A 26,090-nucleotide genomic window follows, 5' to 3' on the forward strand; every position below is an offset into this window, starting at 1 on the left:
ACCCCGAGTGGCACAGCTCACTCTGCCGCAGTTGGAACGGCACTTGTACACCGCCGCCGACATCCTGCGCGGCAAGATGGATGCCGCGCAGTACCAGGACTACATCTTCGGGCTGCTGTTCCTGAAGCGTGCCTCCGACCAGTTCGACGTGGCGCAGGCCACAATGGTCAAAAAGCTCCTGGCGGAGGGGAAGACCGAGGAGCAGGCCAAGCAGATCTCCGAAGCCCGGGGCGCCTACAAGGCGCACGAGTTCTACGTCCCGCAGGAGTCCCGCTGGTCCACGATCGTCGGCAAGTCGCGGATCGACCCGGCCGGGACGCTGAACGTGGCGCTGGATGCGTTGGAGAACACCAACCATCAGGCACTCGAAGGTGTCCTCTCCTACATCAGCTTCACCGACACCCGCGGTAGCAACACCAAGCTGACCAAGCCGGTGATCCAGCAGCTCATCGACCACTTCAGCGAGTACCGGCTCAGCAACGACGACTTCGAGTTCCCCGACCTGCTCGGGCACGCCTACGAGTACCTGATCGGTGAGTTCGCCGACGAGGGCGGCAAGAAGGGCGGGCAGTTCTACACCCCGCGCTCCGTCATCCGCATGATGAACCAACTAGTCAAGCCTCAGCCACGGATGTCGGTCTACGACCCCTGCTGCGGCTCGGCCGGCATGTTGATCCTCGCCAAGGAGTACGTCCAGGAGCACGGCGGAGACGAGTCCCACCTGGCGGTCTACGGACAGGAGGACAACGGCAGCGCCTGGGCGATGGCCCGGATGAACCTGCTAATGCACGGCGTGGCCGACGGCGTCATCCACCACGGCGACACCCTCGCCGATCCCAAGCACGTCAAGGGCGGGCAGCTCCAGCGCTTCGACCGGATCCTCACCAACCCGCCGTTCGCCCAAAACTACCGTCGGGAGGGCATGAAGTTCGCCGAGCGCATGGCGAACTGGACCCCCGAGTCCGGCAAGAAGGCCGACCTGATGTTCATTCAGCACGTTCTCGCCGTGCTGGAGCCTGACGGCATCGCGGCCTCCGTCATGCCGCACGGCGTGCTCTTCCGAGGCGGCGAGGAGCAGAAGATCCGCAAGCGGGTGATCGAGGAAGGCCGCTTGGAAGCCGTCATTGGCATCGGCCCCAATGTCTTCTACGGCACCGGTATCCCCGCCTGCATCCTTGTCCTGCGAGGACGTGACGGCGCGCCCGAAGGGCGGCGCGATGGCGTGCTCTTCATCAACGCCGACCGGGAGATCACTGCTGGACGCACCCAGAACCTGCTGGAGGCTCAGCACGCAGAGAAGATCGTCTCTGCGTACGAGGACTGGGTAGAGATCCCCGGTTTCGCTCGAGTCGTGCCCTTCGACGAGCTTGAGCGAAACGACTACAACCTAAACATCCGCCGCTACGTGGACAACACGCCTCCGCCCGAGCCCCAGGATGTGCGCGCCCACCTGTACGGGGGCGTGCCACGGGGCGAGATCGCGTCGCGCAGGGCCCAGTTCGAGGCGTTCGGCATCGAGCTCGAAGGCGCACTCTTCAAGCTCAGGGACGGCGACCCTGACTACGTCGACTTCCTTGCGGAGGGGTACGAGGCAACTGCGGCCCGGATCCCTGAGTTGGCCCAGGAGCGGGAAGTCGTCCTCGGGCGCGATTTCCAGGCGTGGTGGGGTGAACACCAGGAGCGGCTTGCAGCACTCCCTGTGCACCGGCAGAAGGCTCAGGCGCGTGAGGAGATGCTCACCACCTTCGTCGCGGCATTGGAGCCGGTCGGCGTGCTGGACAAGCATCAGCTGGCCGGGGCCGTGGCCGCGTGGTGGTTCGACGCGAGGAACGACCTCGACGTGCTGATGGTCAAGGACTTCAAGGGCCTGATCGACGGCTGGGTCCGCAGCATCGCCTCGGCATTCGAGGAGCCGTCGGAAAAGGCCGATGCCAAGACCAAGGCCCACTACCGGTCGGCGATGCGCAAGGCCCGCGAGCACCGGCTGGTGCCGGAGCTGATCCCGGAATACCTGGAACGGCTGGAGACCGCAGAGGCGCTGGTCGCCAAGTTGGACGCGGAAGTCAAGGCCGGCTCCCCGCCGAAGAAGACCACTAAGGCCGTTGACGAGGACGGCGAGAACGACAGCGACGAGGAGGAGCTGGACCTGTCGCACGTCCTGCCGCCCAAGCAGCTGACCGCGTTGAAGAAGAAGCTCCGGGAAGCGAAGCTCGACCTTGCGGGCATCAAGGCTTCGTTCGTGACGGAACTCGAGAGCGCAGCCGAGAAGCTGGCCCCGGAGCAGGCCAGGGAGGTCGTCCTCGGCTTCCTGAACGCAGACCTGTATGCGCGCATGACACGCTTCGTCGCCGCTGATCGTCGTGTACTGGTGGACTTCTTCCGCAACTGGGGCGAGAAGTACGCGGTGACGCTGACCGACCTGGAGCAGGAGCGCGAGGCTTCGGCCAAGCGACTGCGGGGGTACCTGGAGGAACTGGGCTATGCGTGAAGACTGGAAGCGCGTCCCCCTGGGAGATGTCCTTAAGCTGCGCACTGAGCGCTCGCACTCAGCGAAAACCCTACTTTCTGTAACTGCCGACCGAGGTGTAATCCGACAGAGCGAGAGTGGACGCCGGGACTCATCGAGCACAGACAAATCCCTGTACTGGGATGTCCACCCAGGCGATGTTGTTTACAACACTATGCGCATGTGGCAGGGAGTATCCGGGCTCGCAAGTGAGGGTGGAATTGTCAGCCCTGCATACACGGTATGCAGACCGGCCAGCGGGACCGAAAATGGTTTTTTCCGGTGGCTCCTGAAGGAACCGAGGCTTGTAGCAAAATTCTTGAACCGCTCTCAGGGGCTCGTCAGTGACACTTGGAATCTGAAATACAGCGAATTCGGGAAGATTGAGATTGATGTTCCGCCACTGGCCGAACAGCAGCGAATCGCCGAGATCCTCGACGGGATCGATGAACATATTCACCGAGTACTGGCCGAGACGATGAAGATCGCCACGGCAAGCACAGCCATCCTGGACGCCCAGTTGCGTACAGCCCTTCACCCAGTCGAGCAAACAGAAGTATCCAATGTTACCGACCGCGTAGGCGAAGAAGTCGACGGCTTCATGTTCGTTACGGTTGGCAGCCTACTCACGTCGATCGACGCTGGCAATAGCCCCGACCTTGAAGACAAGCCAGCCAGCAAGGGGCAGTGGGGGGTCCTAAAGGTCAGCGCGGTGGGGCGCGATGGGTTTCGTGAACGAGAGAACAAACGCGTTGATTCCCCCGAATTGATCGACCCATCGATCATGGTTCGGCAGGGCGATCTGGTGATGACCCGCGCAAACACACCCGCACTGGTTGGCTTGTCATGCGTTGTGGGCAAGGTGCGCACCGGGCTAATGCTGAGCGACAAAACACTCCGCCTCAACCTTTCGTCACAAGTTGGCGATCCGCGATTTCTTGACGTCCTGCTTCGGCAGCCAGCGGCGCGCAGGCAGATCGAGGTGTCGGCGACCGGCACGAGTAGCAGCATGAAGAACATCAGCCAAGCGTCCATCCGGAGCCTTGTGGTGCCCTGGGTGGAACCACAACGACAAGCAGAAATCCTCGCGCCAGTGTCAGCGATGCTAAATAGGCGCGATGAACTAGCAAAGGAAGCGGAGAAGCTCAAGTCTATCAAGCAAGCCATCATGGAAGGCTTGCTCCAAGGAAAAATCCGAACCTCTGTTATCACATAGGCCCAAGCCCGTCTTCCTGCCAAATCTCCATGCACCGCCCATTGAAGGAGACTGCGCTTTCCATGTCCGGGCCAGAGTACAAGTATGTAGAAGCTCCACTAATTGCACAGCTGACTCATGGCTCCATGGGCTGGCGGCATGCAGTCGGGATTCAGGGTGCGGAAATCCAAGCGCCCGGCGAGGTCCCGTATCTCCGGCAGGGGACCGACGACCCACTACTTACTGGGATCTTGCGACGCCAAGTGGAGCGCCTCAACCGGATGCCGGACGGATCGGCGTGGGTAGATGAGGCCCGCGCTGCTGCCGCGATGGCTGCCCTGAGTACGGGCGGCGCGCCCGGTGGAGGGCTGGTCGCCGCCAACGCGGCAGCGACCGAGGCCCTGATCGAAGGCGTTGCCGTCCCCGGCATCAAGGGCTGGGACGGCGGGCGCGCACAGAAGGTGCGGTTCATCGACTGGGAGACGCCCGGGAACAACGACTTCCTAGTCGTCTCCCAGTTCCCGATGACGATCCCGGGTGCTCGGGACGACAAGGGCAACCCTAAGAAGCTGATCGCCGACGTGGTCCTGTTCGTGAACGGGATCCCGCTGGTCGTCATCGAGTGCAAGAAGCTCAAGTCCGATCTCGGTGATGCCCACAAGGCGATCCAGCAGTTGCGCCGATACGCCAACCAAAGGCGGGAATCGACCACCCCAGAAGGGAGCGAACAGCTTTTCCGCACGGTGCAGTTGACCGTGGCCACAACCGGAGATAGCGCCTTGCTCGGCACCTTCACCGCTCGCCCCAAGGACTACGTGGTCTGGCGGGATGCCTGGCCCCTGGATACCGAGCAGGTAGCAGGAACTACGTACCACCCGGATGACGCCTTCACCCGCACCCAGAAGGTGTTGGTGGCCGGCGTGCTGCATCCGCATCGGCTACTCGACATCGTGCGGAACTTCGTCGTCTTCAAGGACGTCGAGGTTGCCGAGGGCCGCACGGCCCGTGTGAAGATCGCACCGCGCTACCAACAATATCGGGCCGTCCACAAGGCGATCGCGCGGCTTCAGAAGGGTGAGACGAAGCAAGTCCACGGCAAGGAGGACAAGCGCGGCGGCATTATCTGGCACACCCAGGGCTCCGGTAAGTCTCTGACCATGGTGTTCCTGGTACGCAAGATGCGGTCCACACCGGGCCTGGGTCACTTCAAGATCGTCGTGGTCACCGACCGCAAGCAATTGCAGGGCCAGCTCTCGGAGACAGCTGTCCTCTCCGGCGAGAAGCCAGACGTCATCACCCGGTCTTCCCAGGTGCCGAAGGTCCTCGGGCTCGAGAACGCCGGCCTGGTCTTCGTAATGATCCAGAAGCAGCAGGACGCGGAGAAGGTTCGGCAGCAAGCTGCGGATGCACTCGCCCATGAAGGCACCCCCGGGTGGGGGCTGGTCAACGACCGTAACGGCGTCCTCATCCTGATCGACGAGGCACACCGATCGCACAGTTCCGCTCTCCACCGGAACCTCATGGAGTCCCTGCCCAACGCGGCGCGGATCGGCTTCACCGGAACACCGATCATCATGAACCGCCGCAAGCTGACCACCACGACCTTCGGCGATTTCATCGACACCTATCGACTCAAGGACGCCGAGGACGACGGCGCCATTGTCCCCATCTACTACGAGGGACACGTCGCCAAGGGTGCTGTCGTTGACGGCGAGTGCCTGGACGAAACCTTGCAGGAAGAGTTCGAAGAGCTCACCGACGAGCAGTACGACGCGCTCCAGAAGCGTTACGCCAAGGCGTCTGCCGTCCTCACCGCCCACGACATGATCCGCCGCAAGGCCCGCCACATGCTGCGCCACTACGTCGAAGGCGCGATGAAGGAGGGCTTCAAAGCTCAGGTCGTCGCCCACTCCCGCGGCATTGCCGTCCGCTACCGGGAAGCTCTCCTTGATGCACGGGACGAACTGATCGCCGAGGTGGAGAAGGCCGCCAAATCGCCAGCCCGCACACTCTTCAAGGCTCAGGACACCCCTGCGGAGGATCGCACCCCCCGCCAGCGCCTACTCGTCGCCGCTCACAAGCAGTTGGCGCTGCTCAAGGTCATCGACTTGGTACCGGTGATCTCGCCCGACTCCGAGGACGATCCCTCCTGGGCGTCATGGTCCGACGGGAGCGCACAGGACAAGGCCATCAAGGCGTTCCGAAGCCCCTTCCCCAGCACATCCGATCTCACCCCGGAGTCCAAGCCGGTGGCCATGATCATCGTGCGGACCATGCTGCTCACTGGCTTTGACGCACCGATCGAACAGGTCATGTACCTGGACCGACGGATGCGCGAGGCAGAACTCTTGCAGGCCGTCGCCCGCGTGAACCGCACTTACGGGGACAAGAAGCAGGCCGGCTACGTCGTCGACTATGCAGGCGTGGCCAGCGCTCTCCTCGAAGCGCTGGATGCCTATGCCGCTGACGAGGCCGAGGGAGCGCCCCTCGACTTCAACGTCGAGGAGAACAAGCTGGAGGACCACTACAACGCGCTACGCCACCACCTCGGCCTCACCCGGGATCTCATCGACGCGGCGGACACTGCCGCCGTCCATCGGTTGGTGGACACCCTGGAGGACGAGGAGCGGCGGATCGCTTACCGCAAGCTGCTCCGTGACTTCCTCCAGACGCTCGACCTGCTCCTGCCACGGGAGTCCACCCGCCCGTACCAGAAGCCGGCCAAGGTGTTCAGCTTCATTGCCCAAGCGGCGAAGGTGCGGTTCTGCGAGGAGGAGGATGGCTTCGACCCGGCCGCCTACGGTGAGCGCGTCGCCGAACTGATCGACGAGCACGTCAAGTCCCTCGGCCTGGAACGAGCGATAGAGCCCACCCGACTCACCTCCGCTAACTTCCGCACCAAGGTCGAGCAACTGCCGGGCTCCCGCGCCAAGGCATCGATGATGGCGCACGCCCTGCGCAATCACATCGAGCTCCACTTCCAGGAAAACCCCGTCGCCTATGAGAAGCTCCGGGAACGCTTGGAAGGCATCCTCAAGCAGTACGCGGAGAACTGGGCCCAGCAAGTCGTTGCCATCGAGGCGCTGTCCCAAGAAACCCAGGACGTTACCCAGGGACGGGCAGCGGGGCTGCCCGATGACGTACGCAACCTCAGCAAGCTGGAACAAGCCGTCTACCAGCAGCTGACCACCGTCATCACCGATGGGATCATCACCAATGACGTGCGTGCTGATCTGATCGGTCTGGCACAGGAAACACGCGCGGTCGCGGTGCGGCACAGCGTGCGCAAGGACCTCTTCCACAACCCTGCCGCGTTGCACGACCTGCAGAGTGACATCTGGATGCTACTTGCGGTCAACGACCGTACCCTCCCCGAAGTCGACAGGCTCGCGCCCGCCGTACGGGAGATCGTTCAGCACAACAAGAAGGACCTGTAGCTCACCCATGCCCGGTACTCCGGCCGAACCACTGCACGTCGGTGGTCTGGTCATCGAAATTCACCGCGTCCCCGGACGCAAGAGCGTCCGAGTCACGGTCGAACGCGATGCACGCATCGTCGCAGCCGTCCCGTACGACACGGATCGTGGCGCCCTCGAAAGCCTTCTCCGCACCCGTCTGCCCTGGCTCTACTCCAAGGTCCGAGGCCGAGAGGAAGAAGCAGCACAGCGACCGAGGCGCAGGTTCGTGGACGGTGAGGGGTTCTACTACCTTGGGCGCAGCTATCGCCTCAAGGTCATCAACGAAGCGTCGCGGCCCGTCGCGTTGGCCACGGGCCGGCTTCAGCTGCGACGGGACTGCGTGGAAACGGCTGAGGACTCGCTCACTGCCTGGTACATGGAGCGAGGAAAGCACTGGCTTCCCCTGCGCATCAGTCCATGGGCGAAGAGTCTAGGGATCACACCCGTTAACCTAGTCATCCGCCCGCTCGGCTACCGCTGGGGTTCCTGTTCCAGCCGAGGCGCACTCAACATTCACTGGGCTGTCATGCAGCTCCCGGTTGCGCTCGTGGACTACGTCCTGGTGCATGAGCTGGCGCACCTGCATGATCCCAGCCACTCACCCGGCTTCTGGCGGATCGTCTCCCGGAGCCTTCCCGACTACGAAGTCCGGCGGGACAGGCTGGAGGCGTGGGGTGCTGGCGTTTGGCTGCCTGAAGGCCCTGAAGTTCAGCCGCCCCACAGGAACCATCGGTAGCTGGGGGGGGGTTCCGTTACCAGTTGCTACGTCGTCAGCTCCGCGTACAGGACCTGGAACGAGGCTCCCAGGGCCGGGCTGTAGGAGGTGTCCTCGGTGTCGCCGCCCTGTTGGTAGCCGCCGATGACGCCGATGAGGTGGCCGGTGGTGGTGTCGATGAAGGGGCCGCCGCTGGTGCCGCCGGGGTAGGCGGGGCAGTCGATGCGGCGTTGGGTGCGGGACTGGGCGGTGGTGGTGTTGGTGCAGAGCAGCGGGGTGTCGGTGCGGGCGGGGTAGCCGTAGAGGCGGGCGGTGGTGGTGAGGGGGGCCGCGAAGTCGAGCGGGGTGCCGCCGAGGACGGACTGAACGGTGTGACCGGTAGTGGGGTCGGGGGCGAGTTCGAGCAGGGCGACGTCCTCGTCGGGGTCTTCGGAGTCCTGCCAGGCCTCGGTGGTGTGGACGGCGGTGACGCGCCAAGTGCCGTACGGGGCTTCGCCGTTGCGGTAGGCGGGGGTGAAGGTGACGCCCTCGGCGGTGTCGAGGCAGTGGGCGGCGGTGACGGCGAGGGTGCCGCTGGGGCTGTCGATGACGCTGGCGGTGCAGAAGTGGTGGCCGCCGGAGCTGAGCACGCCGACGCGGTCGGCCTCGGGGCCGGGCGGCGCGGTGTCGGTGGTGCCGTAGACGACGGCGGCGACGACGGGAGCGGCCGACGGTGAGGGCGAGGGCAGAGGAGAGGGGGAAGGCACCGGGACGGGGGCCGCCTCGGGGGTGGCGACGGCGGGCGGGGTGGGGGCGGTCTCCGGGGGGATCGCGTTGCGGGCGGCCGCCGGGGTGACGGCGAACAGGAGGCTGAACGCGGCGGCCAGGCCGAGCCGGTGCCAGAGGTTCAAGGCTGCGCTCCTGCCGAGAGGGGTCCGGGGGTTCCCACCTTGGGCTGCGGTTCTGAGGATCGGATGATCCACCGCCTTGAACAGCCTGGGAATCCCCCGGACGGAACCTGGGAGCGACTATCTGAGGTCGGGCGCCGGCGTCAGTTCACCGCCGCGGGTTCGACGATGCGGCCGTCGTGGAGTTCGAGGATGCGGTCGGCCTGGGACATCAGGGTGGGGTCGTGGGTGGCGACCAGGGCCGTGACGCCCTGGGAGTGGACCACGGCGCGGAGGAGGTCCATGACGGCGAGGCCGGTCTCGGAGTCGAGTTGGCCGGTGGGTTCGTCGGCGATGATCAGGGCGGGGTCGTTGGCGAGGGCGCGGGCGATGGCGACGCGTTGCTGCTGGCCGCCGGAGAGTTCGGAGGGGAGCTGGTCGGCGTGGGCGGCGAGGCCGACCAGGGCGAGGAGGGTGTGGACGCGCTCCTCGCGTTCGTCGGCGGGCAGGCGCCGCAGCCGCATCGGGACGCCGACGTTCTCGGCGGCGGTGAGCACCGGCAGCAGGCCGAAGGACTGGAAGACGAAGCCTATGCGGTCGCGCCGCAGGGCCAGCCGGCCGTTCTCGTCGAGTGCGGAGAGATCGGTGCCGTCGATGACGATGCTTCCGCCGGTGGCGCTGTCGAGGCCGCCGACGAGGTTGAGCAGGGTGGTCTTGCCGGAACCGGACCTGCCCTTTAGGGCAGTGAGCTCCCCCCGTTCGGCCATAAAGGAAACGCCTCGCAGGGCATGGACCTCATTGGGCCCACTGCCGAAGCTCCGTCGCAGGTCAGAGACCTGGACCATGGGCCCGAGCTGGTTCTCCGTCATTTCGGTCATCCCCCAGAGAGTGTGACGAGAGAAGAATTCTGCCCATCAACATCTCGATTCGCGCAAGACCCTTCCCGTAACGAACGATCTCTGACAGAGTCGTCCGCTATCCGGAACGGGGGTTTACGGGGAATGTTCTCGTTCGTTCTGCGGCGCCTGCGTGGAAGGCTGCCGCTCGCTGCTGCCGTGCTGCTCACGGTGCTCACCACGACCACGGTGCTGACCGCACTCGCGGCCTTCGACCGAACCGTCGGCGAGGCCGGCCTGCGCCGTGCGCTGACCGGGGCGCCCCGGGCCGCCGTGCTGGTCGGGACCGACCGGCAGAGTCCGCGCGAGAAGGACGACGCCGCGGTGGCCGGGTTCGGCCGCGAGGTGTTCGACGGGTTGCCGGCCACCGTGCGCAGCGTCGCCCGCAGCAAGGCGTACGGCCTGCCCGCCAAGCAGGCCCAACCCGCCGACGCGCAGCCGGACCTGACGGTCCTGGCGGCCTTCTCCCCCGACCGGGTCGAGCTGCTGGGCGGCCGGCTGCCGAAGCCGCCGCAGGCGGACGCCCCGGTCGAGGTGGCCGCGCCGCAGAGCGCGCTCCCCAGGCTCGGCCTGACCGCCGCCGCGCTCCCCGCGAAGCTGACCATCGTCGACCGGTACACCAACCTGCCGCTCGACGTGCTGGTCACCGGTGTGTACCGGGCCGTCGACCGCTCCGCGGACTACTGGCGGCTGGACCCGCTGGGCGGCCGCGAGGTGCAGGTCAAGGGCTTCACCACGTACGGGCCGATGCTGGTGGACGACTCCGCGTTCACCGGCGGCCGGGTGACCCAGGGCGGCCGCAACTGGCTGCTGACGACCGACTTCTCCACCGTCACCGCCGAGCGGATGACGGCGCTCCAGCACCGGCTCCCGCAGCTGCGGGAGGACTTCCAGCAGGGCAGCGGGCTGCAGGCCGAGATCAGCCTGGGCGACCTGGTCGGCGAGCTGCGCTCGGCCGCGCTGGTGGCGCGGTCGACGCTGCTGATCGGGGCGCTGCAGCTGGTGGTGCTGGCGGTGGCGGCACTGTTGCTGGTGGTGCACCTGGTGACCGAGCGCCGCGCCGGCGAGAACGCGCTGCTGACCGCGCGCGGCGGCAGCCGGGCCCAGCTGGCCGGGTACACGGCGGTGGAGTCGGTGCTGCTGGCGCTGCCCGCCGCGCTGCTGGCACCGCTGCTGGCCGGTCCGGTGCTGCGGCTGCTGGGCCGTCAGGAGGCGCTGGCGGGGCTGCCGCTGGACACCACCAGCTGGTGGCAGCGCTGGCCGGTGGCCCTGGTCTGCGCACTGGTCGGCGTGGTGCTGACCTCGCTGCCGAGGGGCGGCGCGCAGCGGACCCGGTCCCGCCGCCAGGCGGTGGTGAGCACGGCCGCGCGCTCCGGTGCGGACCTCGCGCTGCTGGTGCTCGCGGTGCTGGCCTACCGTCAACTGGCGGGCCGCACCGGCGGGTTGTCCACCGCCGCGGACGGCGAGCTCGGGGTCGACCCGGTGCTGGTCGCGGCGCCGACCCTGGCGCTCTGCGCGGGCACCCTGCTGGTGCTGCGGCTACTGCCGTTCGCGGCCCGCTGGGGAGCCAGGACGGCGGCCCGCGGCGCGGGACTCGGCGCGGCGCTGGCCGGCTGGCAGCTGGCCCGGCGCCCGGGGCGGGCCAACGGGCCGGTCCTGCTGCTGGTGCTGGCGGTGGCCACCGGGGTGCTGGCGCTCGGTCAGCACACCGCCTGGAGCGGCTCCCAGCGCGACCAGGCCGACTTCGCCACCGGCGGCGGCCTGCGGATCTCGGGCTCGGCGATCACCGTGCTCGGCCAGTCCGGACGGTACGGCTCACTGCCCGGCGGCGAGCGGCTGATCCCGGCCTCGCAGGTGGACCAGAGCCTGCCGGGCGGCAAGGCCGGGAAGCTGCTGCTGCTGGACACCGCCAAGGCGGCCGAGGCACTGTCCGTCCGTCCGGACCTGTTCGACGGCAGCTCGCCCCGCGAGGTGCTGAGCCCGCTGGCGGGCAAGCCCGGCGGCGTGCCGCTGCCCGGCAGCCCGGCGCGGATCGACCTGACCGTGGACGTGAAGCTGGGCCCGGCACCGACGTCCGTGTTCGGCACCGAGGTGCCCCAGGGCCCCGCGCTCTGGCTGATGCTCCGTGACCGCTACGGCCTGGTGCACCGGGTGGCGGCGCCCACGCCGGGCACCGGCGGCGAGCGGACCCTCCAGGTGGACCTGGCCGCGTTGGCCGGACCGCCGGTCGGCTCCGTCGCCACCCCGCTCACCCTGGCTGCCTTGATGGTCAGCTACCCCAAGAGCTACGCCCAACCGGACGGCGAACTGACGATCCGCCGGCTGGCGGTGGCCGGAACCGCCGACGGCCCGGCCACACCGGTGGCCCTGCCCGGGTCCGACTGGCCGCTGCGGCAGCTGGAGAGCCGGCCGGGCGACTCCGGGTCGGCGGACGGCCTCAAGCTGCTGCCGGCCCCCGAAGGCGGGCTGCGGATGGCCTACCAGGTGTCGGGCAGCTCCTCCTCGGGCGTGGTCTCGGTGGTCCTGACCCCGCCGGGGGCCCGGACCGACGGCCGCCCGGACGACGGGCCACTGCCCGCCGTGGCCACCCGGGACTACCTGGCCTCGGTCGGTGCGAAGACCGGTGACACGATCGAGGTCCTGGTCGGCGGGGTGAAGCTGCCGGTGCGGATCACCCGCGACGTGGCGGCGCTGCCGGTCGGCGGGGCCACCGCGATCGCCGTCGACCTGCCCGCCGTGCACGGCCGACTGGCCGCCCGCGGGTTGGAGTCGGGCACCCTGATGGAGTGGTGGCTGCCCGCCACCGGTCCCGGCGACCCGGTCCCGGCCGAGGCCGCCGCCGCACTGCGCGGCGGACCTGGGGTCCAGCAGGTGGAGCTGGCCGGCGAGCGCGCCGACGCCCTGCTCCGCGACCCGCTGAGCGCCGCCCCGCAGGGCGCGCTGGCCGCCCTGACGGTGGTCGCCGCACTGCTGGCGGCGATCGGCTTCGCGGCCTCCGCCGCCGCCTCGGCCACCGAACGGGCCGGCGAGTCCGCCGTCCTGCTCGCGCTCGGCACGCCCCGGCGGCTGCTGACCCGGGCGGTGGCCGCCGAACAGGCCGTCCTGGTGCTGCTCGGCACCGGTGTCGGGCTGCTGCTCGGCGCCGCCCTGGTCCAGCTGGTGGTGCCGCTGCTGGTGCTCACCCCGGCCGCCCGGCAGCCGCTGCCCGAGGTGCTGGTCGGCCTGCCGCTCTGGCCCACCCTGGCGCTGACCGCCGCCACCGCCGGTCTCCCGCTGCTCACGGCCGCGCTCGGCGGCGCCCGTCGAGGCGGCCCGGCCGCCGGTCTGCGCCGCCCGGAGGAGTCATGACCGATCAGCCGACCATCACGCCGGAGGAGTCCGGGCGGCAGCCGGCCCGGGCCGACGTGCCCTGGGTCCGTACCCGCCTGCGGGCCATGCCCGCGGCCGCCCTGCTGACCGCCCTGCTCGCACTGGTCACCGCCTTCCTGGCCGCCGCCCTCCCGCTGACCGCGGACCGAGGCGCCGACCGGGCGCTGCGCGGCTACCTGGCAGACGCCGGGGCCGGCGCCACCAGCCTGGAGGCCGGCGCGACCGGCCGGCGCGGCAACCAGGTCGACGGCCTCGACACCATCGCCAAACTGCTCACCCAGCAGATCGGCGCCAAGCTGCCGCTCGAACCGGGCGGCCCGGTGTACGGCACCGGCGGCCTGCACTGGCAGACCCTGGGCACTCCAGGGCTGGCCGCCCCGGACGGGATCCCGCCGCAGCTCACGCTGCTGTACATGCACGACGCCCGGGGCCACATCCGGCTGACGCAGGGTCAGTGGCCGACCGGCCGCCCGCAGTCGGGCGAGCCCTGGCCGGTGGTGTTCTCCGAGTCGATCGCCAATACCCTCGGCATCCGACTCGGCCAGGTGCTGGACGAGGCCACCGGCCCGAACGACACCCAGGCGCCCCGGCAGGTCAAGGTGGCCGCCCTCTTCACCACCGATCAGCAGGACCCGTTCTGGATCGGCCACGGCTGCGCGCTGACGGCCTGTCAGAGCTTCACCCAGCTGCCGCCGCCGGAGCGGTACTGGCAGGCCGCCGCGCTGGTCAGCCCCGACTACGTCGAGGCGGTCGGCGCCTGGGGCACCGGCAGCATGGACTTCTGGCGCCTGCCGGTCAGCACCGGGGCGCTGCGGGCCGACCGGCTCACCGAGATCTCCAACGCGCTGGCCACCATCACCTCCGGGCCGGTCGCGGCCTCCCTGGTCGCCGAGAGCCGGCGTGCCGATCTGCGGGTGCAGTCCCAGCTGCGCGCCCTGATCGACGAGGCCCGGGCCCGGCAGACCGCCGCCACCACGCTGACCTCGGTCGGCCCCGCCGGGGCCGCCGGGGTGGCTGCGGTGGTGCTCTGCCTGGCCGCCGCACTGGCCGCCGACCGGCGGATCGGCGAGCTGCGGCTGCTCCGGGCACGCGGCGCGAGCACCGGCGGGCTGGCCCGGCGGCTGCTCGCCGAGGGCGCCGTCACCGTGCTCCCCGCCGCCGGACTCGGCACCGCCGCCGCCCTGCTGCTCTTCCCGACGTACCGTCACACCACCGCACTGGTCGCGGCGGTGGCGGTCTCGCTGCTCGCGTGGCTGGCCTTCCCGGTCCGGGCGCTGCTCGCCCTGCGGGCGCCGAAGCAGAGCAGCCGCCGCCGGGTGATGGCCGAACTCCTGGTCCTCGCCGCCACGGTGGCCGCCGTGACGCAGGCCCGCCGACGCGGCGTCACCCCGCCCGGCGAGGGCATCGACCCGCTGCTGGTGGCCGCCCCGCTGCTGCTCGCGCTGACCGGCGCGGTGCTGTTGGCCCGCCTCCAGCCGCTGCTGATCGGCCTGCCCGCCCGCTGGTCGGCCCGGCGCCCCGGCGCGGTGGGCTTCCTCGGGCTGGCCCGGGCCGCTCGCAGCGGGCCCGGCGGACGGCCCTCGGTGCTGCCGCTGCTCGCCCTGCTGCTCGCGGTCGGCTGCGCCGCCTTCGGCTCCACCGCGCTGGCCGGGGTGACCACCGAACGCGCCGCCTCCGCCCGCTACCAGGTCGGCGGCGACGCCACCGTCCGGGCTCTGCTGCCCGGCACTCTCCCGGACGGCTTCGCCGAGGCGGCCGCCAAGCTGCCCGGCGTGCACACCGCCGTCCCGGTGCGCACCGACGACGACCTGACCATGGCTTCGGAGAACGGCGGCTCGGGCCGGATCTCCCTGGTCGCCGCCGCCCCGGCCCCGTACGCCGAGGTGGCCAAGGTCGCCGGGCGCGGCACCTTCGACCCCGCGCTGCTCGGCCCCGCCGTGGACGGCCTGGTGCCCGCACTGGTCAGCCCCGTCATCCCGCAGGGCGACTACACGATCTACCTGCCCACCGGCCCGCTGCGGATCCACACCGTCGGCACCGTGGGCATGAGCCCCGCGGTGCTCGGCAGCTCCATCCCGACCGTGCAGATCGCCGACGTGGCGGGCACCGGCCCGGCCAACGGCTGGCTGGCCACCGGCCCGGTCGACGAGGCCGCCCTGCGCGCGCTCGCCGAGAAGAGCTTCCCCCGGGTCGACGACTCCGCGCTGCCCGACGCGCAGAAGCCGGGCTTCAGCCTGCACACGAGCGCCGCGACGGCGCGCGACCTCGGCGAGAACCCGCTCCAGGCCGCCGCCGAACGCACCTTCTGGGCCGCCGTCGGCACCACCGCGCTCTACGCGGTGCTGGCCGTGCTGCTCACCCTGGTCCGGGCCGTGCCCGAACGGGCAGCCCTGCTCGCCCGACTGCGCACCATGGGCCTGATGCCCCGTCAGGGCCTGGCCCTGGTGCTCGCCGAATCACTGCCCCCGGTCCTGCTGGCCGCGGCCGGCGGGGCCGGGGTCGCGGTGGTCGCCGTGCTGCTGCTCGGTCCGGCCGTGGACCTCAGCCCGCTGGTCGGCGCCACCGTCGAGCCCGGCCTGCGGCTGCTCACCGGGCCGGTCGCCGGCCAGGCCCTCGGCCTGGCCGCGCTGGCCACCCTCGCGGTGCTGGCCGAGGCCGCCGTCACCGCCCGACGCCAGATCACCACCGAACTGAGAGCAGGTGACCAGTGACCACCACCCCACCGCCCAGCCTGGCCGACCTCCGGGCCAAGGCGCTGGCCGCCGCCGCCCCGGCGGTCCCCAAGGCCGACGCCGCCATCGTCTGCGAGCGGCTGGTCCGGATCTTCACCACCGACAAGGTGGAGGTCCAGGCCCTCCAGGGGCTCGACCTCACGGTCGACCGCGGCGACCTGGTCGCCCTGGTCGGCGCCTCCGGCAGCGGCAAGTCCACCCTGCTCAACGTGCTGGCCGGACTGGACACCCCGACCGCCGGCTCCGCCACCGTGGCCGGCTGCGACCTGCTCACCCTCGGCGGCAAGGAGCTGCTGCGCTACCGCCGCGAAGTGGTCGGCTTCGTCTTCCAGCAGACCGCGCGCAACCTGCTCCCCTTCCTGACGGCCGCTCAGAACGTGGCCCTGCCGATGCAGTTGCGCGGCGGCTCCCGGAAGTCCGGCCGCCAGCAGTCCGCCCGGGTCACCCAGCTCCTGGAGGCCCTGGAGATCGGCGAGTTGGCCGGCCGCCGCCCCGCCCAGCTCTCCGGCGGCCAGCAGCAGCGGGTCGCCATCGCCGTCGCCATGGCCAACGACCCGGCCGTCCTGCTCGCGGACGAGCCGACCGGCGAACTCGACTCCGAGACGGCCTCCGGCGTCTTCGAGGCCCTGCGCACCGTCAACCGCGAACTCGGCGTCACCGTGGTCGTGGTGACCCACGACCCGATGGTGGCCGGCGAGGTCCGCCGCACGGTCGCCATCCGCGACGGCCGCACCAGCAGCGAGGTCCTGCGGCGCACCGTCACCGACGAGGACGGCCAGGAGAGCGTCAGCGAGCGCGAGTACGTGATGCTCGACCGCACCGGCCGGGTGCAGCTGCCCGCGAAGTTCGTGGCGGCCCTCGGCATGCAGCACCGCGTCGCGGCCGACCTGGCCACCGACCACATAGAGATCCGCCCGGACGACCACGTATAGGAGAAGCGCGAGGTCCAGCTGCAGCGACCTCAGGGGCGCGAGGCTCTGCTGATGTGCGGCTCCGCCGCGTGGGCGCGCAGGGGAACGGCAGCACCTGCAACTGGCTGACGGCGGTTCAGTTGCCGGTGAGCCGCCTTCCGTCCCGCGCCCCGCGGCGGAGCCGCAGATCAGCAGAGCCTCGCGCCCCCGGCATGGCCTCCTCCAGCGTTGCGACGTCGATCAGAGCGGTGTGCGTCCCCGCCGCCGTGCAGGCGTACGCCCCGGCGACCGCGCCCGAGTGGGCGGCGTGCCGTGGTGGCCGTCCGGCGAGCCAGGCGTGGAGGAAGCCGGAGACGTAGGCGTCGCCCGCGCCGTTGGTGTCGACCACGGGGCGGCCCGGGTCGGTGGCGGGGACGTGGTGGACGGTGGCGGGGTCCTCGCGGGTGAGCAGGTGGCTGCCGGCCGCGCCGTCGGTGGCGCAGACCACCCGCGCCCGGCCGTCCGCGAGGACACGCCGCATCAGGGCCTCCGTCCGCCCCCTGCTCCCCGCCGCCGAGAGGAACACCAGGTCGGCGTTGAGCGCGTAGTGCAGGTGGTGCGGGTTCTCGCCGTCCCAGTCGTGCAGGTCGGTCGAGCTGGTCACCCCGAGCCGCCGGACGTCCCCGAACATGTCGCGGTTGACGCCGGTGATGGAGAGGTGGACGTGCCGGCTGCGCTCCAGGTGCGGCAGGTAGAAGGACGGGGGCAGCCGCAGCGCGGCCGGGTGGCGGCCGTCGTAGAAGGAGAACCGGCGCCCGGCCGCGTCCACCAGGTTGACCGAGCGCGGGGTGCCGTCCGGGGAGACCAGGTGGTCGAACGGCAGCCCGTGGCGCCGGAATTCGGCCAGCAGGAGCTCGGCCTGCGGATCGTCGCCGAGGTAGTCGACGAAGGTGGTGCGCAGCCCGAGCCGGTGCGCGCCGAGCGCGACGCCGGTGCCGGTGTGCGCGGCGTAGTCCCGTACCGGCGGGACGGACTGCGAATCGGCGTCCGGCAGGTGCAGCCGGTCCACCCGGACGATGGTGTCGACGCCGGCTCCGCCGACCACCAGCAGGTCGTTCTCGGTCATGCCGGGAGTCAACCAGGGCCGCCCGTACGACGGCAATCCCTTGCGGAATGTTTCCGCAAGGGATTGCCGGGAGTTGACGGACGGTCAGACCGCCGCGTGGACCACCCGCTCGGTCTCCGCCTCCCCCGGGGCCGGCCGGTGGTCGATCATCAGGAAGGCGATCACCGAAGCCGCGAGCAGGATGCCCATGGCCACCACGGTGGCCACCGAGTAGCCGTGCACGGCGCCCTGGGCCCGCACCAGCGCGTCGCCCCCGTCCCGGCTCACCAGGTAGGTGGTGGTGGCGCTGGCGGCGATGGTGTTGAGCAGCGCGGTGCCGATCGAACCGCCGACCTGCTGGGCGGTGTTGATGACGGCGGAGGCGGCGCCGGTCTCGTTCGGGGCGACCCCGAGGGTGGCCAGGCTCATGGTCGGCATGAAGATCAGGCCCATGCCGAAGCCGAGCAGCAGCTCACTGGGCAGCACCATCGTCAGGTAGGAGCTGTCCACCTTGAGGTTGATCAGCCAGGCCATGCCGGCCGCGGCCAGCAGCAGGCCGGGCACCACCAGGTTCCGGGACGGCACCCGGGTCATCAGCCGGGCCGCGAAACCGGTGGAGGCGATGATGATCGCCGCGGTCATCGGCAGGAAGGAGACGCCCGCCATGACCGGCGAGTAGCCCTTGATCACCTGGAGGTAGTAGGTGAGGAAGAGGAAGAGGCCGAACATGCCGATCATCGCCATGCCGACGGCCAGCGCGGCGCCGCCGCGGTTGCGGTCGCCGATGATGTGCAGCGGCAGCAGCGGGCTGGCGGTGCGCTTCTCCACCACGACCAGCAGGGCCAGCAGCAGCACCCCGAGCGCCAGGCAGCCGAGCACCAGCCAGTCGCCCCAGCCGCGGCCGGTGGCCTCCGAGGTGCCGTAGACGATGGCCAGCAGGCCGCCGCAGCCGAGCACCGCGCCCGGCAGGTCGAGCCTGGTCCGGTGGTGCTTCTCGACGTGGTCGTGCTGGAGCAGGTAGAACGCACCGGTCGCGGCGCCGAGGGCGATCGGGATGTTGACGAACAGGCACCAGCGCCAGTCCAGGTACTCGGTGAGCAGGCCGCCGGAGATCAGGCCGATCGCGGCGCCGCAGCCGGCGATCGCGCCGAACACGCCGAAGGCGGTGGAGCGTTCCTTCGGGTCGGTGAAGGTGGTCGACAGCAGCGAGAGCGCCGAGGGGGCGAGCACCGCGCCGAAGGCGCCCTGGAGGGCACGGGCGGCGAACAGCATCCAGCCCTCGGTGGCCAGACCGCCGATCGCGGACGCCACCGCGAAGCCGAGCAGGCCGACGGTGAAGGTCCGCTTGCGGCCGAACAGGTCGCCGATCCGGCCGCCGAGCAGCAGCAGTCCGCCGAAGGCGAGGGTGTACGCGGTGATCACCCACTGCCGGTTGGCGTCCGTGATGCCGAGGTCCTGCTGGGCGGATGGCAGTGCGATGTTCACGATGGTCGCGTCCAGCACGATCATCAGCTGGGCGATGGCGATCACGGCCAGTGCCCACCAGCGGCGGGACTCGGCCGTGCGGTCTTCGGGAGCATGCAGATGGGACACCGTGGGCCGCCTTCCGGGAGACACCGGAGAGAGCGCGCTCTCTCCGAGCTGCTCTATCCAGGGAATCCCCCGGACGGATCAACGGCAATTTGGCCGCCCGGGCCGGTGCCCGGGCGGCCGTCGCGTCGGACGAGCCCTACAGTGCGGCCAGCACCTCGACCAGGTCGTCCAGGCCCAGCGAGCCCTGGGAGAGCGCGGCCATGTGCCAGGCCTTCTGGTCGAACTCCTCGCCCCGGGCCGCGGCGGCCGCCCGGGCCGCCTCCCGGCCGCGCAGCCAGGCGCGCTCGCCGAGCTTGTAGCCGATCGCCTGGCCGGGCAGGCCGAGGTAGCGGATCAGTTCGCTGTCCAGGAACTCGGCGGAGAGCCCGCAGTAGCGGCCGAAGAACTCCCGGGCGTCGTCCGGCAGCATCGCCTCGCCCGGCCGGTACGGCGAGTCGGCCGGGAAGTCCAGGCCGACGTGCATGCCGATGTCCACGATCACCCGCAGCGCGCGCATCATCTGCGCGTTCAGGTAGCCGAGCCGGTGGCCCGGGTCGGTCAGGTAGCCGAGCTCGTCCATCAGGCGCTCGGCGTACAGCGCCCAGCCCTCCAGGTTGGCGCTCACCCCGCCGAGGGTGACCTGATAGGTCGACAGCTTGTCGGCGCAGTACGTCCACTGGGCCAGCTGGAGGTGGTGGCCGGGGACGCCCTCGTGGTACCAGGTGGAGACCAGGTCCCAGACCGGGAAGCTCTCCCGGCCGAGCAGCGGCAGCCAGGTCCGGCCCGGGCGGGAGAAGTCCAGCGAGGGGGCCGTGTAGTACGGGGCGGCGGCGCTGCCGGGCGGGGCGATCCGGGACTCGACCTTCAGCAGCGGCTCGGCCAGGTCGAAGTGCACGCCCTGGAGGTCGCGCATCGCCCCGTCCATCAGACCCTGGAGGTACTCCTGGACGGCGGCCTCCCCCTGGATCGCCGGGCCGTCCTTCTCCAGCCAGGCCATCGCCTCCATCGGGGTCGCCCCGGGCAGCACCTTGCCGGCCTCGGCCCGCATCTGCGCGTCCAGCTCGTGGAACTGGCCCCAGGCCCAGGCGTACGCCTCGTCCAGGTCGAGGTCGGAGCCGGTCCAGTAGCGGACCCAGCGGGCGTAGCGCTCGCGGCCGACGGTGTCGGGCCGGCCGGCGGCGGCCGCGCCGTAGACGTCGCGCAGCCAGTCGCGCAGCTCGGCGAAGGCCTCGGCGGCGGAGACCGCGGCGGCGGTCAGGGCCTCCTGCTGCCCGGCCGGGGCGGGCGCGACGAAGCGGCCGAACCAGCCGCCCGGGCCGCCCTCCAGCCACTCCCCCAACTGGCCGACCACGGTGGTGACCTGACGGGGGCCCGAGAGCAGACCACGCTCGATGCCCTCGGTGAGCAGCTCGCGGTACCCGGCCAGGGTGGCGGGCACCCGGGCCAGTCTGCGGCCGATCAGCTCCCACTGCTCCGGGGTCCCGGTGGGCAGCAGGTCGAAGATCTCGCGCACCCCGTGCAGCGGGGAGGAGAGGTTGCGGACGGCGCGGTAGTCCTCGCCCGCCTCGTGGACGGCGAGTTCGGCGGTCAGCCGCTCGCGCAGCAGCCGGGCGCAGCGGCGCTCGGCGTCGTCGGCGGCGGCGCCTGCGGCCTCCGCCGCGTCCAGCCGAGCCAGGGTCCGGCGGGCCAGCTCGGCCACCGCGGCCTGGCCGGCCGGGGAGAGGTCGGGGAGCCGGTCGTCGTCCTCGGGCCCGAGCCCGAGGTAGACCGCGGTCAGCGGGTCGAGGGCGACGAGGGCGTGGACGTACGCATCGGCGATGCGGCGAGGGGTGGAGCCGTCGCTGTCGGAGTTGATCAGTTGTTCAACCATCCGGCCATCCTCGCGCAGGAGGGCCGGTTTGCAAGCCCCCCGGGGAGGGTTGCCGGACCACTGTCAGAAACTGCCTCCAGCAGTCACCGCCCCGCCCGGCCGGGCCGGTGGCGCAGCGAGCGCAGGGCCTCGACCGGGTCCCAGACCGGGCGGCCCCGGGCGAAGCGGTAGAAGCTCAGGCCGATCAGCACCGAGCAGAAGTGGCCGAGGTCGGTGAAGGTGTGCGAGGTGACCAGGGGCAGCAGGTAGAAGAACAGCAGCCCGGTCCCGTAGATCCAGCGCCACCGTCCGGCGAACCGGTAGGTGAGCACGCCCTCGACCCCGGCCAGCGCGTAGGAGACGCCGACGTCCACCGTGGTGGCCATGTTCTCCGGCAGGCGGCCGACGTCCACGCCCCAGGCGACGATGCCCTCGCTGACGAAGGTGGCCAGCACGTGCGCGGTGAGCGCCACGGTGAGCCAGCGCCAGGTGCCGAGCCAGCGCTCGACCGGGACGTGGAAGACGTTGAAGATCACGAAGTAGAAGGGGAAGGAGGACGACTCGGTCCAGATCGCGCTGGCCAGCAGGGCGTGCACCGGGTGCGACCGCAGCTGGTCGATGTTGGTGGACCGCTTCCCCAGGAACCAGTCCAGGTTGGCCGGGTCGATCCGGGCCACCACGAAGCTGGTGATAGCGAGCAGCAGCAGCCAGCAGTACGTACCGGGGGCCGCCCTGACGTACCGCCAGAGTGCCCGCCCCGCGCGCGGGGCCATGCCCAGGCGTGCGGGCTGCTCGTTCACGCTCTCCTGCAACCCGGACTCCCCTGCTGGTGCGGCCTCCGCTGACATGATGGTCCGTTATGTTCTGATTTGTGGCGCTGACCCGCCGGAATCGGGGCAGATCGGGGGAGGGGTACGGACCTGGCGGGCGGCTACCCTGGCGGCCATGACTGCGACGATCCCGACCACGAACCCGGCCACCGCTCCGGCTTCGGCGGAGGTCCCGGCGGAGCTCCCGGCCGGGCTCCCGTCCGGCGCGGCCACGTCGGCCCGGCGGCCCGGCTACCGGCGGCTGCCGGTGCAGCAGCGCCGGGAGCAGCTGATCGCGGTGGCGCTGGAGCTGTTCGCCTCCCGCCCGCCGGAGGAGGTCAGCCTGGACGACGTGGCCGAGGCCGCCGGCGCCTCCCGGCCGCTGGTCTACCGGTACTTCGCCGGCAAGCAGCAGCTCTACGAGGCCGCCCTGCGCAGCGCGGCCGAGGAACTGTCGGGGCGCTTCACCGTGCCGGGCGACGGCACGCCGACGGGGCAGCTCGCGGCGGTGCTGGACAGCTACTTCGCGTTCGTCGCCGAGCACCACACCGGGTACGCGGCGCTGCTGCGCGGCGGGTCCGTCGTGGAGACGGCGCGGACCGGGGCGATCGTGGACGAGGTACGGCGGGTCGCCCTGCGGCGGACCGTCCGGCACCTCGGCGTCCGGGAGGCCGCCGGGCCCCGGCTCACCCTGCTGGTCCGCTCCTGGATCTCGGTGGTCGAGGCCTCGGCCATGAGCTGGCTGGACGAGGGGCGCCAGATCGACCCGGAGTCCCTGCGGGACTGGCTGATCGACCAGTTCGTCGTGATGACCGCCGCGACGGCGGCCCACGACCCGCAGACCGCGGGCGTGCTCGCCGCCCTCCTCGCACAGGACCCGAAGGCGGTCGCTCTCCTGGAGCGCCTCGGGAGGTGATCCCGGGGGCGCGGGGAACTGCGCGCAGGGGAACGGCAGCACGTGCAACTGGCTGATGTGCCCTCAGTTGCTGGTGAGCCGCCTTCCGACTCGCGCGGTTCCCCGCGCCCCCGAAAGCACGACCTTGTTCCGACTATGCCTTGCCGAGGGTCTGGCGCTGGCGGCCGAGGCCGTCGACCTCGAGTTCCACCACGTCGGTGGGCTGGAGGAACGGGGTGCCCGGGCGGCCGAGGGTGACGCCGGCGGGGGTGCCGGTGACGATCACGTCGCCGGGCTCCAGGACCATGAAGTGGCTGAGGTAGCGGACCAGTTCGACCACCGGGAAGATCATCTCGGCGGTGGAGCCGTCCTGCCGCAGCTCGCCGTTGACCCAGAGGCGCAGGCCGAGCGCCTGCGGGTCCCCGGCCTCGTCCGGGGTGACCAGCCAGGGCCCGAGCGGGGTGAAGGTCTCGGCGGACTTGCCCTTGTCCCACTGGCCGCCCCGGTCGAACTGGAAGGCCCGCTCGGTCACGTCGTTGACCACCGCGTAGCCGGCGATCACCGAGGCCGCCGCCGCGTGGTCGTCCAGGTAGCGGGCCGTCCGGCCGATCACCACGGCCAGTTCGACCTCGTAGTCGGTCTTGGTGCTGCCGCGCGGCACCAGGACCTCGTCGTAGGGCCCGACCACCGTGTTGGAGGGCTTGAGGAAGACCACCGGCTCGGCCGGGATCGCCGCGCCCGCCTCCGCCGCGTGGTCACGGTAGTTGAGGCCGATCCCGACCACCTTGCCCGGACGGGCGACCGGCGCGCCGGTGCGCTCGCCCTCGACCGAGGTGACCGGCAGTTCGCCGGCCGCGACGGCCCGGGCCAGCGCGGCCGGGTCGAGCGTGGCCAGGAAGGCCCCGTCGATGTCGCCGGTGAGTCCGGAGAGGTCGTACGCGGTGCCGTCCTGCCCGAGCACCACGGGGCGCTCGGCGCCCTGGGGGCCGACTCGGAGGAGCTTCACTGCCCTTCACCACCTTGGTTCGTCGCATGCCATGGAGGAGCATCCGAGGTATATCAACCGTTTCGGCCTGCGATCCAGAGGTGTCCAGTGGGCGGATTCCTATCAATTCATCCAAGCCACGAGGGCCCCGAATCAGTGTCCAGCACGCTTGACAGCGGGCCCCCGGTACTCCGTCGGAGCTGACTGATAGACAGGTCCCCATGGCGATCAGCAAGCACATCGAGGAGTTCCACGGGCTCCCGGTCCACGACTTCACCGGCCCCGACGCTCTGCCCGAGCCGGAGTCGGTGGCCTGGCGGGTGCAGGTGGAGTACGACGGCGGGCAGGACTTCGCGGCCGTCTGGGCGGCCTTCACCACGGCGGTGGACACCACCCGGGTGCGGGCGTTGGTGATCGGGCCGTGGTGGGAGGAGGAGTACGAGCTGGTGACGCCGGTGGTCACCGCGCTGGCCGCCGACGCGGCACGGTTCCCGGGGCTGCGGGCGCTCTTCCTCGGTGAGGTCACCTTCGAGGAGTGCGAGATCTCCTGGCTGCAGATGGACGACGTCACCCCGCTGCTGACGGCCTTTCCGGAGCTGGAGGAGCTGGTGGTCCGGGGCGCCGACGGCGACTACGAGGGCAACGGCGGGCTGAAGCTGGAGCCGGTGGAGCACGGGCGGCTGCGGGCGCTGCGCTTCGAGTCCGGCGGTCTGCCGGGCGAGGTGGTGCGGGCCGTGCTGGCCTCCGGGCTGCCCGCGCTGGAGCGGCTGGAGTTCTGGCTCGGCACCTCCGACTACGGCGCCACCACCACCGACGAGGACCTCGCGCCGCTGCTCGCCGGCGGGCTCTTCCCGGCCCTGCGCCACCTGGGCCTGGAGAACGGCATGAGCCAGGACCGGCTGGCCGCCGCGGTGGCCGCCGCCCCGCTGACCGCCCGGCTGGAGGGCCTGAGCCTGGCGATGGGCACCCTGACCGACGAGGGCGCCGAGTCGCTGCTCGGGCTCACCCACCTGCGGCGGCTCGACCTGCATCACCACTACCTCACCGAGGCCATGCAGCAGCGGCTGCGCGCCGCGCTGCCCGGGGTCGAGCTGGACCTCTCCGAGGCCGAGGACCCGGAGGACGACTGGCGGTACGTGGCGAACGGCGAATGACGGTCCGTCACGCGGTGGTCGGCCACCCGGGCCACCGCCGGGTGGAGCTGTTCACGGCGGCGGTCCGGGCCGCCGGGCTGCCCGCGCCGGTGCTGCTGCCCTGGCGGGAGGTGCTGAGCGGCGAGGTCGAGGTGCCCGCCGGGGCGGCCGTCCGCGTCGACTCGCCCGGCGAGGACCCGGAGGTGGACGCGCTGCTGCGCGGCCCGGGGTACGCGCCGACCAGGGTGGAGGGCAGCGCCGCCTGGTACGCCGGGCTGCTGCGCGGCCTGGACGTCCTGACGGAGGCGGTCGGCCGCTCCCCCGGCGCCCGGCTGCTGGCCGACCCGGCCCAGGTGGCCGTGGTCTGCGACAAGCGGGCCACCCATGAGTTGATGACGGCTCAGGGAGTCCCGGTGCCCCGGGCGCTCGGCGGCGGCCCGGTCGAGGGCTGGGACGGGCTGCGCGGGCGGCTGGCGGCGGCCGGGATGAGCAGGGCCTTCGTGAAGCCCACGCACGGCTCCTCCGCCGCCGGTGTGCTGGCGCTGGAGTTCGGCCCGCGCGGCCGGGTGCACGCCACCACCTCGGTGGAGCTCGCGCCGGACGGGCTGCACAACTCGCTCCGGGTCCGCCGCTACACCGACGAGCAGCGGATCGCCGCGATCGTGGACCGGCTGGCCCCGGACGGCCTGCACGTGGAGCGGTGGGTGCCGAAGGCCGCGCTCGGCGGCCGCTCGGCCGACCTGCGGCTGGTGGTGGTCGGCGGCCGGGTCACCCATGTGGTGGCCAGGACCGCCGCCGGGCCGCTGACCAACCTTCACCTGGGCGGCCGCCGGGGCGGTCTGACGGAGCTGCGGGCCGCCGCAGGGCCGCACTGGACCGGGCTGCTGGAGCTCGGCGAACGGGTCGCCGCCTGCCTGCCCGGCCTGCCGATGGTGGGCGTGGACGTGCTGCCCTCGGCCGGCTGGCGGCGCTGGCACGTCGGCGAGGTGAACGCCTTCGGCGACCTGCTGCCGAACCTGCCCGGCCTCCCCGAGGGCCCAGCCCCCGGACTCGACACCTACGGCGCCCAGATGGCGGCGCTGCTCGAAGGAAGCACGTGAACGAAACCCCCGGCA

General features: G+C 71.0%; 17 protein-coding genes. 10 read left to right on the forward strand and 7 right to left on the reverse strand.

The genetic code is table 11. The annotated features are described in order from the left end of the window. The first annotated feature begins 7 nt into the window (after window positions 1–7). The 4 genes from ACZ6ZR_RS09980 (at window position 8) to ACZ6ZR_RS09995 (ending at window position 7,895) form a co-directional block, all read left to right on the forward strand. The gene (locus ACZ6ZR_RS09980; protein WP_465641240.1) at window positions 8–2,488 is read left to right on the forward strand and encodes a type I restriction-modification system subunit M; all 2,481 of its coding nucleotides are present in this window, start codon (window positions 8–10) and stop codon (window positions 2,486–2,488) included. Next, window positions 2,481–3,722, forward strand: a complete 1,242-nt coding sequence (locus ACZ6ZR_RS09985) for a restriction endonuclease subunit S (RefSeq protein ID WP_465641242.1) — start codon at window positions 2,481–2,483, stop codon at window positions 3,720–3,722. Before ACZ6ZR_RS09980 ends, ACZ6ZR_RS09985 begins: the two co-directional genes overlap by 8 nt. 62 nt (window positions 3,723–3,784) lie before the next feature. Beyond that, window positions 3,785–7,138, forward strand: a complete 3,354-nt coding sequence (locus tag ACZ6ZR_RS09990; protein WP_465641244.1) for a type I restriction endonuclease subunit R — start codon at window positions 3,785–3,787, stop codon at window positions 7,136–7,138. A 7-nt stretch (window positions 7,139–7,145) separates the two neighbouring features. After that, window positions 7,146–7,895, forward strand: a complete 750-nt coding sequence (locus ACZ6ZR_RS09995; RefSeq protein ID WP_465641246.1) for a M48 family metallopeptidase — start codon at window positions 7,146–7,148, stop codon at window positions 7,893–7,895. A gap of 26 nt (window positions 7,896–7,921) precedes the next feature. On the opposite strand, the gene ACZ6ZR_RS10000 is transcribed toward ACZ6ZR_RS09995, so the two are convergent. Together ACZ6ZR_RS10000 and ACZ6ZR_RS10005 are read right to left on the reverse strand one after the other, a co-directional pair. Beyond that, entirely contained in the window at window positions 7,922–8,764 is an 843-nt protein-coding gene (locus ACZ6ZR_RS10000) for a trypsin-like serine peptidase (protein ID WP_465641248.1), read from the reverse strand. A gap of 140 nt (window positions 8,765–8,904) precedes the next feature. After that, the gene (locus ACZ6ZR_RS10005; RefSeq protein WP_465641249.1) at window positions 8,905–9,618 is read right to left on the reverse strand and encodes an ABC transporter ATP-binding protein; all 714 of its coding nucleotides are present in this window, start codon (window positions 9,616–9,618) and stop codon (window positions 8,905–8,907) included. A gap of 123 nt (window positions 9,619–9,741) precedes the next feature. Between ACZ6ZR_RS10005 and ACZ6ZR_RS10010 the strand changes: the two genes are divergently transcribed. Genes ACZ6ZR_RS10010 through ACZ6ZR_RS10020 form a run of 3 tightly spaced genes read left to right on the forward strand, consistent with a single transcriptional unit; the run spans window position 9,742 to window position 16,669 of the window. Then, a complete protein-coding gene (locus ACZ6ZR_RS10010; RefSeq protein ID WP_465641251.1) occupies window positions 9,742–12,984 on the forward strand; it encodes an FtsX-like permease family protein in 3,243 nt (1,080 codons plus the stop codon). Next, window positions 12,981–15,716 carry a hypothetical protein gene (locus ACZ6ZR_RS10015; protein ID WP_465641253.1) on the forward strand — a complete coding sequence of 912 codons (2,736 nt, stop codon included), beginning with the start codon at window positions 12,981–12,983 and terminating at the stop codon, window positions 15,714–15,716. Before ACZ6ZR_RS10010 ends, ACZ6ZR_RS10015 begins: the two co-directional genes overlap by 4 nt. Beyond that, window positions 15,713–16,669 carry an ABC transporter ATP-binding protein gene (locus ACZ6ZR_RS10020; RefSeq protein ID WP_465641255.1) on the forward strand — a complete coding sequence of 319 codons (957 nt, stop codon included), beginning with the start codon at window positions 15,713–15,715 and terminating at the stop codon, window positions 16,667–16,669. The genes ACZ6ZR_RS10015 and ACZ6ZR_RS10020 overlap by 4 nt, the downstream gene beginning before the upstream one ends. 115 nt (window positions 16,670–16,784) lie before the next feature. On the opposite strand, the gene ACZ6ZR_RS10025 is transcribed toward ACZ6ZR_RS10020, so the two are convergent. The 4 genes from ACZ6ZR_RS10025 to ACZ6ZR_RS10040 all read right to left on the reverse strand — a co-directional run bounded on the left by ACZ6ZR_RS10025 (window position 16,785) and on the right by ACZ6ZR_RS10040 (window position 21,965). Beyond that, window positions 16,785–17,753 carry a carbohydrate kinase family protein gene (locus tag ACZ6ZR_RS10025; protein ID WP_465641257.1) on the reverse strand — a complete coding sequence of 323 codons (969 nt, stop codon included), beginning with the start codon at window positions 17,751–17,753 and terminating at the stop codon, window positions 16,785–16,787. A gap of 84 nt (window positions 17,754–17,837) precedes the next feature. Then, window positions 17,838–19,316, reverse strand: a complete 1,479-nt coding sequence (locus ACZ6ZR_RS10030) for an MFS transporter (protein WP_465641333.1) — start codon at window positions 19,314–19,316, stop codon at window positions 17,838–17,840. 145 nt (window positions 19,317–19,461) lie between these two features. Further along, window positions 19,462–21,174 carry a DUF885 domain-containing protein gene (locus ACZ6ZR_RS10035; RefSeq protein ID WP_465641259.1) on the reverse strand — a complete coding sequence of 571 codons (1,713 nt, stop codon included), beginning with the start codon at window positions 21,172–21,174 and terminating at the stop codon, window positions 19,462–19,464. A gap of 83 nt (window positions 21,175–21,257) precedes the next feature. Then, window positions 21,258–21,965 carry a rhomboid-like protein gene (locus tag ACZ6ZR_RS10040; protein WP_465641261.1) on the reverse strand — a complete coding sequence of 236 codons (708 nt, stop codon included), beginning with the start codon at window positions 21,963–21,965 and terminating at the stop codon, window positions 21,258–21,260. Between the two features lie 133 nt (window positions 21,966–22,098). On the opposite strand from ACZ6ZR_RS10040, the gene ACZ6ZR_RS10045 reads away from it, so the two are divergent. Next, window positions 22,099–22,878 carry a TetR/AcrR family transcriptional regulator gene (locus ACZ6ZR_RS10045; RefSeq protein WP_465641263.1) on the forward strand — a complete coding sequence of 260 codons (780 nt, stop codon included), beginning with the start codon at window positions 22,099–22,101 and terminating at the stop codon, window positions 22,876–22,878. Between the two features lie 133 nt (window positions 22,879–23,011). Here ACZ6ZR_RS10045 and ACZ6ZR_RS10050 read toward each other — a convergent pair whose 3' ends face one another. After that, window positions 23,012–23,863, reverse strand: a complete 852-nt coding sequence (locus tag ACZ6ZR_RS10050) for a fumarylacetoacetate hydrolase family protein (protein WP_465641265.1) — start codon at window positions 23,861–23,863, stop codon at window positions 23,012–23,014. A 200-nt stretch (window positions 23,864–24,063) separates the two neighbouring features. On the opposite strand from ACZ6ZR_RS10050, the gene ACZ6ZR_RS10055 reads away from it, so the two are divergent. After that, window positions 24,064–24,996, forward strand: a complete 933-nt coding sequence (locus ACZ6ZR_RS10055; RefSeq protein WP_465641267.1) for an STM4015 family protein — start codon at window positions 24,064–24,066, stop codon at window positions 24,994–24,996. Continuing rightward, window positions 24,993–26,075, forward strand: coding sequence for an STM4014 family protein (locus tag ACZ6ZR_RS10060; RefSeq protein ID WP_465641269.1), 1,083 nt, complete (start codon window positions 24,993–24,995; stop codon window positions 26,073–26,075). Before ACZ6ZR_RS10055 ends, ACZ6ZR_RS10060 begins: the two co-directional genes overlap by 4 nt. The last annotated feature ends 15 nt before the right edge of the window (window positions 26,076–26,090 follow it).

This window comes from Kitasatospora sp. NPDC088742, assembly GCF_055584905.1.